The organism is Ruegeria sp. ANG-S4 (assembly GCF_000814005.1).
In the GTDB taxonomy this organism is placed as follows: domain Bacteria; phylum Pseudomonadota; class Alphaproteobacteria; order Rhodobacterales; family Rhodobacteraceae; genus Ruegeria.
The window spans coordinates 1,231,925-1,246,368 of sequence record NZ_JWLK01000001.1 but is presented as its reverse complement, the minus strand read 5'-3'; the positions used below and the strand labels follow the sequence as shown (position 1 = coordinate 1,246,368).

Annotated in this window: 13 protein-coding genes; 5 read left to right on the top strand and 8 right to left on the bottom strand. The window is 56.3% G+C overall.

What is annotated here, in order from left to right; translation table 11 throughout:
* The first annotated feature begins 107 nt into the window (after positions 1-107).
* The 3 genes from RA28_RS06260 (at position 108) to RA28_RS06250 (ending at position 2,465) form a co-directional block, all read left to right on the top strand.
* Positions 108-1,013: an NAD(P)-dependent oxidoreductase gene (locus RA28_RS06260; RefSeq protein WP_039524651.1), complete on the top strand. Its 906-nt coding sequence runs from the start codon at positions 108-110 to the stop codon at positions 1,011-1,013.
* Entirely contained in the window at positions 1,010-1,873 is an 864-nt protein-coding gene (locus RA28_RS06255; RefSeq protein WP_039524647.1) for a sugar phosphate isomerase/epimerase family protein, read from the top strand. The genes RA28_RS06260 and RA28_RS06255 overlap by 4 nt, the downstream gene beginning before the upstream one ends.
* Before the next feature lie 172 nt (positions 1,874-2,045).
* The gene (locus RA28_RS06250; protein WP_039526039.1) at positions 2,046-2,465 is read left to right on the top strand and encodes a secondary thiamine-phosphate synthase enzyme YjbQ; all 420 of its coding nucleotides are present in this window, start codon (positions 2,046-2,048) and stop codon (positions 2,463-2,465) included.
* A gap of 66 nt (positions 2,466-2,531) precedes the next feature.
* On the opposite strand, the gene RA28_RS06245 is transcribed toward RA28_RS06250, so the two are convergent.
* The 8 genes from RA28_RS06245 to RA28_RS06210 all read right to left on the bottom strand — a co-directional run bounded on the left by RA28_RS06245 (position 2,532) and on the right by RA28_RS06210 (position 11,493).
* On the bottom strand, positions 2,532-3,302 hold the full coding sequence (locus tag RA28_RS06245) for an SDR family oxidoreductase (protein WP_039524644.1): 771 nt from the start codon (positions 3,300-3,302) through the stop codon (positions 2,532-2,534).
* Complete coding sequence (locus RA28_RS06240; RefSeq protein WP_082029738.1) at positions 3,299-4,339, bottom strand: zinc-dependent alcohol dehydrogenase; 1,041 nt, start codon at positions 4,337-4,339, stop codon at positions 3,299-3,301. Before RA28_RS06240 ends, RA28_RS06245 begins: the two co-directional genes overlap by 4 nt.
* Positions 4,336-5,436, bottom strand: coding sequence for a mandelate racemase/muconate lactonizing enzyme family protein (locus RA28_RS06235; protein ID WP_039524641.1), 1,101 nt, complete (start codon positions 5,434-5,436; stop codon positions 4,336-4,338). Before RA28_RS06235 ends, RA28_RS06240 begins: the two co-directional genes overlap by 4 nt.
* Entirely contained in the window at positions 5,433-6,431 is a 999-nt protein-coding gene (locus tag RA28_RS06230; protein ID WP_039524638.1) for an ABC transporter permease, read from the bottom strand. Before RA28_RS06230 ends, RA28_RS06235 begins: the two co-directional genes overlap by 4 nt.
* Before the next feature lie 3 nt (positions 6,432-6,434).
* A complete protein-coding gene (locus tag RA28_RS06225) occupies positions 6,435-7,412 on the bottom strand; it encodes an ABC transporter permease (RefSeq protein ID WP_052261301.1) in 978 nt (325 codons plus the stop codon).
* A complete protein-coding gene (locus RA28_RS06220) occupies positions 7,397-8,932 on the bottom strand; it encodes a sugar ABC transporter ATP-binding protein (protein WP_039524637.1) in 1,536 nt (511 codons plus the stop codon). The genes RA28_RS06225 and RA28_RS06220 overlap by 16 nt, the downstream gene beginning before the upstream one ends.
* 66 nt (positions 8,933-8,998) lie before the next feature.
* The gene (locus tag RA28_RS06215; RefSeq protein WP_039524634.1) at positions 8,999-9,973 is read right to left on the bottom strand and encodes an ABC transporter substrate-binding protein; all 975 of its coding nucleotides are present in this window, start codon (positions 9,971-9,973) and stop codon (positions 8,999-9,001) included.
* Between the two features lie 53 nt (positions 9,974-10,026).
* Positions 10,027-11,493 carry an aldehyde dehydrogenase family protein gene (locus RA28_RS06210; RefSeq protein WP_241481069.1) on the bottom strand — a complete coding sequence of 489 codons (1,467 nt, stop codon included), beginning with the start codon at positions 11,491-11,493 and terminating at the stop codon, positions 10,027-10,029.
* Between the two features lie 235 nt (positions 11,494-11,728).
* On the opposite strand from RA28_RS06210, the gene RA28_RS06205 reads away from it, so the two are divergent.
* The gene (locus tag RA28_RS06205) at positions 11,729-12,757 is read left to right on the top strand and encodes a LacI family DNA-binding transcriptional regulator (protein ID WP_052261350.1); all 1,029 of its coding nucleotides are present in this window, start codon (positions 11,729-11,731) and stop codon (positions 12,755-12,757) included.
* 10 nt (positions 12,758-12,767) lie between these two features.
* Entirely contained in the window at positions 12,768-14,408 is a 1,641-nt protein-coding gene (locus RA28_RS06200) for a GMC family oxidoreductase (RefSeq protein ID WP_039524628.1), read from the top strand.
* Positions 14,409-14,444 lie beyond the last annotated feature (36 nt).

Genomic DNA, 14,444 nt, shown 5'->3' with positions numbered 1-14,444 from the left:
GGCGTCTTACCAAGGCGCGTGAAACCCCCGCGAAAACCGATGCAAGCGCGCATCATTTTCGAAGCGTCAGCCAATCTGTAGGTGGCTGAAAAACGGGAGGTTTCCGAATGAAAACCGCAGGAGTTATTGGTCTTGGTGATATGGGCAGTGGTCTGGCCAAGAACCTGATTATGAACGGCTTTGAAACGTCAGGGTTTGATCTTTCAGACACACGGATGAAGGCGTTTTCCGATCTTGGTGGTTTGGCGATGGGTGACGTCGGCCAAGTGGGACGTCACGCCGCCAGTGTGTTTGTGATGGTCATGAACGGCGATCAGGCCCGCAACGTCATTCTGGGTAACGACGGCCTGGTTGCGAACATGGATAAGGGTGGGACCGTCATTCTGTCAGCGACCATCACCCCGGCCGAGGCACGCGCAATCGGTCAGGACATGCAGGGTTCTGGCATAAACCTGATCGACACCCCTGTCTCGGGCGGGTTTCCCGGCGCACAAAACGGCACGCTTACGATGATGGCGGCGGGCGCGTCCGAGGTGCTGGATCAAAATGCCGACGTTATGCAGGCGGTTTCCGGTACGATACACCGGGTCGGGTCCAACGCCGGGGACGGTCAGACGGTGAAGGCCTGTCTTCAATCCCTGATTGGGTCGATCTTTTCGGCGACGTTCGAGGCCGCAGCACTTGCTGCCAAAGCCGGTGTAAGCGGTCAGGCGCTTTTGGATGTATTTGCATCTTCAAGCGCCGGTTGCGGTGTCGTGAACACCGCGCTTGAGAATATCATTGATCGCAAGTTTGTTGCCACAGGCAGCCATATTGCAACCATGCACAAGGACCTGACGATATCCCTTGCCCTCGCTGGCGAGCTGGGCGTTCCAATGCAAACCGCCTCGTCCGCGATGCAAGTCTTTCATGCCGGCAAAACAAAGTACCCGGACGGCGACAATTGGATTTGCACCCGCGTCATCGAAGAAATCGTTGGCGCAGAATTGCATCGGCAGGGGGCATTGAAATGAAACTGGGTGTAATTTGCGACGGCATCTCACGCGATCTGCGACACGCCGTGGATGTCATGGACGAATTCGACCTCAAATACGCAGAACTTCAATTCGTCGGCGACACCGAAGTCGGTGATCATTCCGCTCAGGAAATCGCGGAAATCGATGCGTTGCTGCGGGATCGGGGCAAGCCCGTTTCCTGCCTGTCCCGCCACATATTCGCCGGTATGACCGCCGCCAACAGGCCCGGTGACGCGCTGCACACCAAACACATGGATGCCCTGAAACGCGTCATCGACATGGCGCATGTCGTCGGCTCACCGCTCGTCCGGATCATGACGCAAAGAAAGGAACAGATACTTTGGGGCAAAAACGGCGCCGAGAAGTGGAACGTGGCACACGGTGTTTGGGACACGATGCCGCCGCTGATCGCCCCCGCTGTTGACCTGGCGCGCTCCGAAGGCATCCAATTGGTTGTCGAAACCGGGAACGGGACATTGGTGAATTCCAATTACACCGCCCGCAAGCTGATCGACGATCTGGATGCCAAGGATACGCTGAAAGTGCTATGGGACCCCGGCAACAATTGCTGGTGTCACGAACTGGCTTACCCCGATGGTTACCAAGAACTGCGCGATGGTTACCTGGGCCACATCCACATCAAGGATGTTAAGGTCGACACACCCAGAGCGACGCTGGAAGTTCGTCGCATGGGGGAAGGTCAGCTTGCAGATCTCTTTCAGCCGATTGCAGATGCGCTGAGAGACGACGGTTATGACGGCGTTGTGTCATTCGAAAGCGTCTATCATCCCGGCAACGGTAACTTTGAAGAGGGCTTTCGATTGTGCGTCGACAGGTTCAAACAGCTTTTTGCATGACCAGTTTGTTGACTATGTTTCCTGCAGCTGGTGACAAAAGACCCAGGATACTCGAATACTGTCTCGGGTTAAATAACATTATTAATCAGAAGTCTACAGGGCAAAGCTCAACCAAAACCCGCTTTTCGACAAAGCGGGCTCATGCCTTGGAAAGCCAGGAACGCATATGAACATGAAACAAGAGTTTTTTGACGTTATGGTCGACACGCCCGGCAAGTCCCTCAGGGACATAAGCGGGGTCATTCAACGTGAAGTGTCCGACCGCGGCTTCGATTCCGGTTTGCTGACAATCTGGTGTGTTCACACCGGCGCTGCGTTGTTGGTTCAGGCCAACGCGGACGAGCAAGTTACGGCGGATATCGAAGCTTTTTTTGAAGAGCTTGTTCCAAAGGTACCGGGCAAGTACCGTCACAAACCAACCGAAGATGACAACGCGCCGTCTCATCTTCGGTCGCTGTTAACTCAGACGCAAATTTCGATCCCAGTTGAACAGGGGCGACTCCCCCTAGGAAAGGTTCAAAGCCTGTTTCTTTTTGAACACCGTGAGGCACCAAAAACACGGACCTTAAAGGTGCACTACATCGGGGCGTGATGTCTGTTCGGGTTCAAACGCACGCTACAGCTTGATCACCAACAAAACAGGGCCCTGAATGGGGCGTTACCGCCCCATCCATCCCCCATCGACCACGAGGATTTCGCCGTTGACGAAGTCCGACGCCGAGGACGCCAGAAAAACCACGGGACCGGCAAAATCCGCAGGTGTTCCCCAACGTCCCTGAGGCGTGCGTTCCAAAATGGATTTGGATCTCACGGGATCGTCCTGAAGGGCCTGCGTGTTGTCTGTCGCAATATAGCCCGGCGCAATTGCGTTCACGTTCACACCCTGCCCGGCCCACTCGTTCGCCAATGCCTTAGTAAGCTGTCCGATACCACCTTTCGAGGCCGAATACCCTGGCACCGTAATCCCACCCTGAAAGGTCAGAAGCGAGGCAGTGAATATGATTTTGCCCGAACCGCGGGCGACCATATCCTTGCCGATTTCCCGGGACAGAACGAACTGAGAAGACAGGTTGACTTCGATCACCTCGTCCCACCAGTCGTCTGGGTGCTCGGCAGCAGGTTTTCGTTTGATGGTTCCGGCATTGTTGACCAGAATATCCGGTGTCACACCGTCGGCTCTTAGCTGGTCGATGAAAGCCCGCAGCGCGGTGCGATCCGAAAAGTCACATTGGTAAGCGCGAAAGCCGCGCCCCATCGCGGTAACGGACTTTTCGACATCCGAACCAGATAGCTCCAACGAGGCAGATACCCCGATGATATCCGCGCCAGCCGACGCAAGCGCTTCGGCCATGCCCCGACCGATGCCCCTTTTGCAACCGGTGACCAGGGCCGTCTTTCCTGTAAGATCGAAGCTTTGCAGTACATTCATAAAGGCGTTTCCACTTTGATCAGGCTTTTCATTGCGGTTGGGCTGCGATCCAGTGCCTCGAACGCGGATTGTATGTCCGACAGCGGGCTGACATCGGTGATGACAACATCCGCATCAACGCCGCCGGACGCAACGACAGCGATTGCCTTCTCGTAGTCTTCGGGCTCGTACACCCTTGCGCCAATCAACTGGAGTTCCCGCCAAAAGAACTGGAACAAGTCGATCTGAGGCTTTGTCGCATGGATCGCGACCATAACGATTCTGGCGCGGGTCGCGGCGACGGCCGTCATTGCATCCACCCCGGGTTGCGTGCCGGACACTTCGAAAACCACGTCTGCACCCTTGTCACCGGTGCGGGCGTTGATTTCTGCTGCAAGGTCTGTTTCAACCGGGTTGATCGTCTCAAAGCCGAGTTTTTCGGCGATGGCCAACCGGTTCGGGTTTACCTCGGAAATCACAACGTTTCCGCCGGCGTCTCTTGCGACCATAGCCACCAGAATGCCGATTGGCCCGCCGCCGATGACAACGACGTCTTCACCAGCCTGTAAACCGGAAAGGCGCACATCGTGGCAAGCCACGGCGACGGGTTCGATAAGCGCGGCATGATCCATGCGCAAATCGTCTGGCAAAACGTGCAAAGTATGCGCCGGAACCGTCCAGATTTCCTGCATGGCCCCGTCCGTATCAAGGCCAAGAAATTTCAGGTTCTGACAGATATGGGTGTGCCCTCGAAGACAGGCCGGGCATTTGCCGCAGTGAACAAGCGGCCTTACGACCACCTTTTGACCCAGCTTGACTGTATCGACGCCTTCGCCCACTGCTTCGACGACGCCGGACATTTCGTGCCCGATGACGCGGTTCAACCCCACACGCGCATCCATGTTGCCGTGATAGACGTGCATATCGGTGCCGCAGATACCGCAATAGGCAACGCGGATTGCCGCCTCTCCGGGACCGGGCGGTTCCGCTGTTGCGTCTTCCACGGCAAAGGTCTTGTCGCCTCGGTAGTAAGCCGCGGAAATTGTATGGGTCGTCATATAGGCATCTCCTTGTGTTCCGCATTCAGTTTGTCCCAGTCGAAGACCACGCCGGTTCCGGGTGTATCTGGGGCCACTGCCAAACAATCTTGCACAACCAGCGGACGGGTCGTGTATTGGTCAATCGGAAACGAGTGTACTTCAAGCCAGCCGGCATTGGATTGCGCCGATACAAGGCTGACATGAAGCTCCTGCATTCCATGGCTGCAAACCGGGATACCGTGCCGGGCACTTAGCGCAGCAACGCGCAACCATCCTGTGATCCCGCCGCAATTCGACGCGTCCGGCTGAATGAAACTCAGCTTGGCATCGTCAAATGCGTATTCAAACTCGTGAAGGGTGTGCAGGTTTTCACCCATCGCCAGCGGAACGCCGGTCGCCTCGGCAATTCTGCCATATCCTTTGTAGTCATCGGGAATTGTCGGTTCTTCGAACCAAAGGATATCGCAGTCGGCAAATCCTTTGGCGGCAACGATAGCTTCATCGACAGTCATCGAGTAATTCGCGTCGACCATGAAGAACCGATCTGGGCCCAGCATGTGACGAACCGCCCTCGCACGGGCGAGATCCTCTGCCAGATCCGGTTGTCCAACCTTGATCTTGACCGCATTGAAACCGCGGGAAAGGTAGCCCTCGGTTTGCCGCAGCAGCTTCTCAAGCGAAAAATTCAGGTCGATGCCACCGGCATATGCCTTGCAGCGCTTTGAAGCTCCACCCGCCATTTGCCATAGCGGTGCGTTGGTCCGTTTGCCGCGAATATCCCACAAGGCGATATCGACGGCTGATATGGCAAAAGAGGCAATTCCACCTCGCGCCACGTAATGCACGTGCCATTGCATGGCGTCGTACAATTCCTCAATCCGGTCCGCGTCCTGTCCCATCAAGAAAGGCGCCAGATCGTGCTTTATCATGGCAAGCACTGCGTGCCCGCCCTTGCCACCCGTGTAGGTATATCCGACACCTTCAACGCCATCATCCGTTTCGATGGTGACAGTGATGAGCTGGAAAAACGTGTGATCCCCGTGCTTGGCGTCCACCAAGACCTCGGCCAGCGGGACGTTAAACAATCGCGCTGAAACACTTTTTATTCGATTCACGAACCCAGGACCTTCTGCTGTCGGGCGATGATCCGAGACTGTAGAAGGATGACCGCAAAAAGAAAGCCTCCTCGTATCACCATCTGCCAATAGGCGCTGAAACTAATCGTGCCCTGACCGTTCTCAAAGTTCAGAACATTGAAAACCAACCCCAATAGCAGCGCGCCTGCGACGGTCGCCGGGATGGATCCCATTCCGCCGGTCAAAAGCGTTCCCCCAACGACAACCGAGGCGATGGCCGAAAGCTCCCATCCGATGCCCTCAAGAGGCTGTCCTGCGCCAAAGCCAGACGCCAAAAACAGGCCCGCCAATCCCGCGCAACCACCGGACAGAAGATAGACGAACGCCTTGGCGCGATTGACTTTCAAACCCATCAGATTTGATGCGTCTTCACTGCCCCCGATCGCCAGAACCGTCCGACCGATTGTCGTACGTTCCAGCACCAACCAAAGCACCAGAGTCAGTCCCGCAACGATGACAATCGCCCACGGGAACAGGCCCATCACTTGACCCATGCCAAGTTTTGTAAAGTTCGACCCCCAGTCGACCGAAATTGTTTGCGCGCCCGAGATAACAAGCGCCCCACCCTTGGCGGCAAGCATCGTGGCCAAAGTCGCGATGAATGGCGGAATCCTAAGGATGATTATGCAGAACGCGTTGATCGCACCGAACCCGATTCCGGCAAGAATTGCACCCGGCAAGGCGACCTGGATTCCGTATGGGCTGAGATAGGCGGCGACGACCGATGTAAATGCAGCGACGGAACCAACGGACAGATCGATCCCACCCGTCATGATGACAAAGCACATGCCCAACGCAATTGCGATGAACATTGCGTTGTAGTTCAGAAAGGACGAGAAGTTGTAAGCGCTGCCAAAATTATCGTAACGCAGCAGCCCGAAAACGATCAAGGCGATCAGGGCGACCCAAACCGTTACCGAAGCGGAATTGCGCCTAAGGTATTTGCGAAGATCGAAAGCCGTTTCGTCCAGCATGGCTCAGGCCCTCCGATATTGTTGCATCCAAACGGCCAGAATGATGATCACGGCCTTTGCGATGAGTGCAACTTCGTCTTCTACACCGTTGGCAAGCAACGTATATTTCACAAGCTGGATGATCACTGCGCCCAGGATTGCACCAAAAATCGGGGCTCTGCCGCCCTGCAACAACGCACCGCCGACAACTGCGGCGGCAATCGCGTCCAGCTCCATCAAGTTTCCGTTCCGCGCGGCATCAGATGCCGAGTTGATGGCAACCACGATCAGCCCGGCCAATCCGGCCAGTACGGCGCAGATGACATAAGCCCCGATCTTGACCCGTTTGACTGGACCGCCCGACAGGTATGCGGCACGCTCGTTCCCTCCGATTGCCAGCAGGTACCGGCCCCAGGTCGTTCTGGAAATCACCCAAAAGAGGATGCAGGCGATAACCAGCGCTAGCCAGCCCTGAAATGGGAGACCAAGGATTTTACCGGTTCCCAGATAACTGAACGACGGGTTGGAAAAGGTCTGCAGGTTCCCGTTTGTCAGAACCTGTGCGATGCCGCGCCCGGAGATGAACAAAATGAGTGTTGCGATGATGGGCTGCACGTTCAAAACGGCGACCATTACGCCGTTAAAAACGCCGCACAATCCGGCAATGATCAAGGGCAGGATGATTGCCAAAGCCACCCCAAATGCGGGGTTTGCCACACCCAGGTCAGACAAAAAGATCAGCGGGGCAAGTGCCCCGGCCAGCGCCATGACCGCGCCGACGGACAGGTCAATTCCCCCGGTCGCAATAACCAACGTCATGCCCATCGCCACAATCGCAATTGTCGCAACCTGGCTGATGTTCACGAACAGGGTCTGAAGTTGCAGGAAATTGGGCGTGAAAAAAGCGTTGAACACCAACAGGACTATCAATGCCGCGATACCGCCGTGAAAGCGGATCGGCATTGATGCAAACCGCCGCGGAAGCTTCATTGCGCGGTCCATGAACCAGTTCCTTCTTCATGATGCGCAAGCGCATTCACCAAAATATTCTCTGTTATTCCCGGATTGGTCAGTTCCTTGACCGAGCGGCCTTCGTGCATCACCACGATGCGATCTGCGCCCTCAACCAGTTCTTCGAATTCTGAACTGATGAGAATGACGCCGAACCCGTTTTCGACATAGGAACGAATGAACGATTGAATCTCGCGTTTGGCTCCGACGTCGACGCCGCGTGTGGGTTCATCCAGTATCAGGATGTCCGGCTGGGTTGCCAGCCACCGCCCCAGCAAGACCTTTTGCTGGTTGCCGCCGGAAAGCTCGCGGATTGGCTGGTCCATATGCGCAATCTTGATGCCCAGATCGGAAATGAAGGCTTCGACGATCTCGCGCTCACGTGCGAAGTCGATTTGCCCGCGTCTGGCAAGCTTTGGCAGCAACGCCAGCGTCAGGTTTTCACGCACCGACATCTCGGGAACGATGCCTTCAGCTTTGCGGTCTTCAGTTAGAAACCCGATTTGTTTACTGATCGCGTCTCCGGGACCGGATGGTTGGCCCAAAACATTATGCAACTCAATCTCTCCGCCATTCGCCTCATCCACTCCGAACAACGCACGCGCCGCTTCGGTTCGCCCGGACCCCAGCAACCCGCCTAACCCCACGATTTCTCCACGATGGAGCGTCAGGTCAAAATGGGTCAGCCGCGGGCCGGTCGTTACATTTTCAGCCCGCAGAAGGACGTCGCCCTTCTTGGCCTTTGCCCCCGCAAAATCTGTCATGCCGTCGGCCGCGATCTCGTCCTTGTTGCGACCCAGCATATCGGCGATCATCTCAAGCTTGGTCGTTTCCTGAACCTTTCGTGTGCTGACGGTGCGCCCGTCGCGCATCGTGGTTACCCGATCGCAAATCTGAAACAACTCATCCAAAAAATGCGAGACATACAAAACGGAAACGCCTTGCTTCTTCAACTCGCGCACGACACCAAAAAGGACCTCGACCTCGCTGGCATCCAGCGACGAGGTCGGCTCATCCATGATCACAAGTTTTGCATCCAGTGAAACTGCCCGTGCAATCGCAACCAACTGCTGAATCGCGGTTGAGAAGTTTCCAAGCGGCTCAGTCACATCAATATCAATTCCAAAACGTGCAAGAACCTCGCGGGTGCGCCGGTTCCCCTCGCGCCAGTCGAGGAAAAGGCCAAGCCGTTTGGGCTCATACCCCATTATGACATTCTCGGTGACAGACCTGAGCGGAACCAGATTAAGCTCTTGGTAAATTGTCGCTATTCCGGATTCCTGTGCTTCGCGTGGGGTGGCAATGTTGCTTTGCGTTCCTGACACCACGACGTCCCCGCCGTCACGGCGATAGACCCCGGTAAGCACCTTGATCATCGTGGACTTGCCTGCACCATTCTGACCGATCAGCGCGTGAACTTCGCCGGGGGTGATTTCCAGACTGGCCTGACTCAGCGCGGGAACGCCGGCAAAGGACTTTTCAATCCCCGACATCGAAACAAGCGCGTTCATGATACCTTGTACTCCAGTTGTTTGCGGGCGGCGCTGACGCTAGCCAGCACCACCCACCAGGGAGAATCAATAGGCTTCGTCGATGTGATCCGCCGCATTGTCCTGCGTGAAGATACGGTCTTCGACCTTCACCCATTCCGGGATCTGCTCGCCTGCCGCATATTTCTTCATGACGTCGCACGCCAGCGGACCAAAGAAGGGCGAACTTTCGACCGTCACGCCCATTTTGCCGTCGATAATGGCCTGCAGCGCGTCGCGAGTTCCGTCAATCGACACGATTGTCACGTCCTCGCCGGGCTTGCGGCCAGCCAGTTCCAATGCCTGAATCGCTCCAATTGCCATCTCGTCGTTGTGGGCATAGACAACGTTCACGTCAGGATGCGCCTGCAACAGGGTCTCCATAACCTGACGACCCAGATCCCGCGCAAAATCCCCGGTCTGCGAGGCAACTATTTCAAAACGGTCATCAGCTGCAATTGCGTCGTCAAAACCCTTTTTTCGATCATTGGCAGGCGAGGACCCGGTTGTGCCTTCGAGCTGTACGATTATGCCTTTGTCGCCCTCGAAATTCTCCATAAGCCACTGCGCGGCTCGACCTCCCTGGTCGATGAAGTCCGACCCCAGAAAGGCCACGAAATGCTCGCCTGGCTGGGCTACCGCAGGATCAACCGACCGGTCGACAAGGAAGGTCGGAATTCCCGCAGCGCGGGCTTTCATGACCGCCGGGATCAATGGTTTTTCTTCGCGCGGCGGCAAGAACAACACGTCGATGCCTTGGGCAATCATGCTGTCCACATCCGCGACCTGTTTTGCCGCTGACCCCGCCGCATCTGTCGCGATTAAGTCCCAACCGCATTCTTCAGCCGTATCATGAAACGACTTGGTCTCTGCGATGCGCCAGGGGTTATTCGATTCCATCTGGGCAAAACCGACCTTGTAGCGGTCTTTTTGCTCCAACGGCGGCAGACCCTGCGCCATCGCAGTGGTGCTAAGGAACGCACCCGCGATGACAGATGAGATCAAAAGTGTTCTGCGTTTCATAGTATTCCTCCTCTATTGGTGCGGTCTCCTCCGTTTGACCGCGCGTTATCAGGTCATGCCCAATTCATGTAAGTCGTCTGTTTCCTCAGATAGCCATCAAACCCATAGGTACCGTCTTCGCCCCCGACCCCGGAAAGACCCCAACCGGTATGAAAGCCCTGGACGGCTTCGCCATTGGTGCGGTTCAGATAGAGTTCGCCGAAATCCAACCGTGTCGGCGCTTCCATCAGTCGTTTGTGGGATGATGTGAAAAGATAGGCCGACAACCCAAAGGCCGTGTCGTTGGCAAGTGATATCGCGTGGTCGAAATCGTCGACGCGCAAGGCGGAAACCACAGGGCCAAAGGTCTCTTCCTGCATCACGGCGTTGCTGTTGTCCGCGACTTCCAGAACCGTCGGCGACATCCAATGACCCTTTTGATATCTTCCATCCGTGAGCCTGCCGCCTGCCAAATGAACCTCAGCGCCTTCCGAAATGCTGCGATCAATGATCTCGCTCACCTTTGAAACCTCTGCCCTGCTAACTTTGGGGCCCATGTCGTGGTCGGCCAAAGGATCCCCGATGGTCAGCGCCTTTGCGGCGGATACGAACTTTTCCAGGAACTGATCCGCGATTGCGTGATGCAAGTACATGCGTTCATTGCAGGTGCAGATCTGGCCGCAATTGGTAAAACGCGCCGCGATGCCTGCCGCGACCGCTGCGTCCACATCCGCATCTTCCATGACAATGAAGGGTGCTTTGCCCCCAAGCTCAAGCCGGATCACCTTGATCCCATCGGCAGCGGTTCGGAAAATCTCTTTTCCCGCCCGCGTGCTGCCAGTCATTGTGATCAGCGCGGTGTCGGGATGCTCAACCAGACGCTGCCCGACCACCGGACCCTTCCCTGTCAATACATTCAGAACGCCGGGCGGAAACCCAACCTTGTCAGCAAGCCCCGCAACCGCAAGGCCCGAAAGCGGCGTGATCTCGTGCCCGAGCAGGGCGATGGTATTTCCTGCGACCAACGCGGGCCCTATTTTTCGGGCTGCCAGCGCCAATGGGTAGTTCCAAGCGGTCAGCACGACCACGACACCGTATGGATGGCGTCGTATTTGGATTTCTTCCGCGCGATTGTCTGATGAAACGATATCGCCCGTTATCCTGCGCGCCTCCTCCGCCGCATGGCGAAGAAATGTGACGGCGGCCCCAACTTCGCCCCGGGATTGCGAGATCGGCTTGCCTTGCTCAGCTGTCACCAAGGCCGCCAGTCGCTCCGTGTCTTCCTGCATGGCATCAGCAAGCTTGAACACCAGTTGCCCGCGCTCGATTGCAGGGCGCGTCGACCAATTTCCAAATGCTCTGCTCGCCGCGTCCACCGCCAAATCGGCATGTTCCGCCTTACCGTCGGGAACGTGCGCAAGGATCAATTCGTTTGCCGGGTTTTCGACCGCAGTATCAGCCGAGTCGAAGTCGGCGAAACGCCCATCAATATACATCTGATGGCGACCAATTTGACCGAGCTTTTCCTCTGCAGACCGCAACAGCGCCTCCCCGCATTCCGCGATCAGTCCCTAACTGGCCGCTCACTAATCAAAACACTAATAAAATTATCTCGTCAACACTAATATTATTATCATCTAGCTAATATTAGTTGCCTCAGGCGCCGGGACCCTATAAAAAGGGCGAGAACGAAAAGGTTGGGCGATGAACGATCAAGCGAACAAAGCAAAGCAACCCAAAGGCATTGGACGGGTTGCGGGAAGACAGCGCGTCACAATGCATGACATAGCCCGGGTGGCTGGATGCTCGCAGACGACTGTTTCGCTGGTTCTCAACAAAAACGACTCGGTCAAGATTTCGGATGAAACAAAACAGCGGGTCCTGGATGCCGCCAACACGCTTGGATACCCAATGCCTGCCCAGCTTAGAAAATCGGAAGATACAGCGCGTCGCCCCGCAGCGCTTAACGGCCCCGTTGCATTTGTTGTTGATGACCTGGCATCCAGCCCGGAAATGGTGAATGCCTTTAACGGCGCGAAACAAGCGGTCCGGGATACTGGCAATCTGGTATTGCTTGCCGAAACTCAAAACGATTCAGAGGTCGAGCCGAGGACGCTCCGGTTCTTTCTGGACCAGCAGGTGGCCGGAATTATCTATGCGACCGTGTTCACGCGGCGGGTTGTCGTTCCGCAAATCCTCAGACAATCCACTGTCCCGGTATTGCTGCTGAACTGCTTTTCCGACGATCTTTCCTTTCCCGCTGTAATCCCCGGGGAAGTGGCCGCAGGGCACACAGCGACCAACGCCCTGATAAAGGCCGGACATAACAGAATTGCAACCATAACCGGCGAGCCATTTATGGAATGTGCGGCGGGACGCACGACCGGCTACAGGAACGCGCTGGCATCCGCGGACATTCCTTTCGACGAAGATCTGGTGATCGAGGGCAACTGGCTGCCAAGCGCGGGGTATGCTGCCACACGCCAATTGATGGCGCTCCCCTCCCCTCCGACAGCGATCTTCTGTCAGAACGACCGTATGGCGATCGGCTGTTATGAAGCGCTGAAAGAGCTGGGCCTCGTAATCCCAAACGACATTTCGGTTATCGGTTTCGACGACGACGAAACCGCCCGCCACCTGTCGCCGCCGCTGACTTCGATGATTTTGCCGACGCGCGCCATGGGACGCTGGGTTATCGAGCAATTGTTCCACGGTCCGGCGGACGGGCAGCGACATCCTTTGGTCAAGCTGGAATGCGAGTTGGTCGAACGCGATTCGATCACGGAACCAAAACGCCGGACCTGAAGGCAAAGTCATGACAGAAACGTTCGATCACATAGTCATCGGTGGTGGTTCGGCCGGTGCTGCTGCGGCAGCTCGTTTGGTCAACGCCGGCAAGTGCCGGGTTCTGCTGCTGGAAGCCGGGCATTCTCATCGCCATCCGCTGCTGGACATGCCGCCGGGCATCTTCAAAATGATCAACGGTTCGAAATTCATGACGTACCACAAGACCGAACCGCAGGATCATCTGGATGGCCGCGTTCACGACATCCCTCAGGCGAACGTTCTGGGCGGCGGCTCGTCGGTCAATGCCCAAGTATATATGCGCGGTCGCCCCTCGGACTATGACGCGTGGCACGAAGTGCTAAGGCAAAACAACGATGGCGTCGGCTGGGGATGGGACGACGTCCTGCCTTATTTTCGCAGGATGGAGGGCAACAACAGGCTCGCCAACGATCTGCATGGCAGCGACGGCCCCGTTCTGGTCTCAGATCCGGGGCACATTGATGACCTGTCGCGCTGGTTCGTTCAGTCGGTCCAATCACTGGGCGAGCCCTTCAACACCGACTTCAATGGTCCCACGCAACGCGGCGTCGGCTTTTACCAGTTCACCAATCGGGCTGGCAAACGCAGCTCGACCGCCTATGCGCTTCTCGCGCCTCTGCAGGAAAACGCGAACCTGACCATCCGGCTGGGCGCCGAGGTTTCGAGAGTAATTGTCGAGCGCAACAAGGCCGTCGGGGTCGAGTATCAGGACAGTCAGGGCAGCCACACCATTTTGTGCGATGGCGAAGTTGTTTTGGCAGCCGGCGCATTGGTTTCACCAAAAATCCTGATGCTGTCGGGCATAGGACCGGAAGAACACCTGACGGAGCAGCAAATCCCCGTCATTTGTTCTCTGCCCGGCGTCGGTCAGAACCTGATTGATCATCCCGAAGTGCCGATAACCGCGTTTGCGAACGGACCATACGGATACTTCAGGCAGGGTGAAGGTTGGCGCATGTTGCGAAACGGCATTCAGTTCAAACTGTTTGGAAGCGGTCCAGTAACGTCCGCCGGTGTCGAAGCAGGTGCATTCGTCAACCCATCGCATCCCGATGAAGAACCAACAATTCAGGCGTTTTGCGTTCCGATCGTGTATCTGGATCGCGACGCATTGGATGAAGTTCAGGACGATTTTGGCCTTACAGTCACGACCGTTGTCGTCAAACCAAAATCTCGCGGGCAGGTCCGGCTGCGTTCTGCAGATCCGAAGGCAATGCCTGTCGTCTCACCAAACCTCTTGCAGCACGAAGACGACATGCAAGAGATGATCCGCGGCCAACGTTTTTTTTGCAGGGCTTTCACGTCAGGTCCGCTGTCCAAACGGATCCGCGAAATCGTCATTCCAACCGCAGACGATGATGAAACGCTAAGGGCGCATTGCAAGCGTTTCGTCAAAACCAATTATCATCCGGCTGGTACGGCCAAGATGGGCAAAGACGGGGACAGGTTGGCGGTACTCGATTCCAGAATGCGTGTGCGAGGTGTCGAAAAACTGCGGGTCTGTGACATGTCTGCTGTGCCGGACATAAACGCCGGCAACACAAACGCACCCGCCATGATGCTGGGTGAACGGTGCGCCGATCTGATACTGGGTTTAAGCGAGGCATCGAAGCCGGTCGAAACCAACTAGTGCCTTGGTCACGATTTCGTGTTCGCCCGGACGACA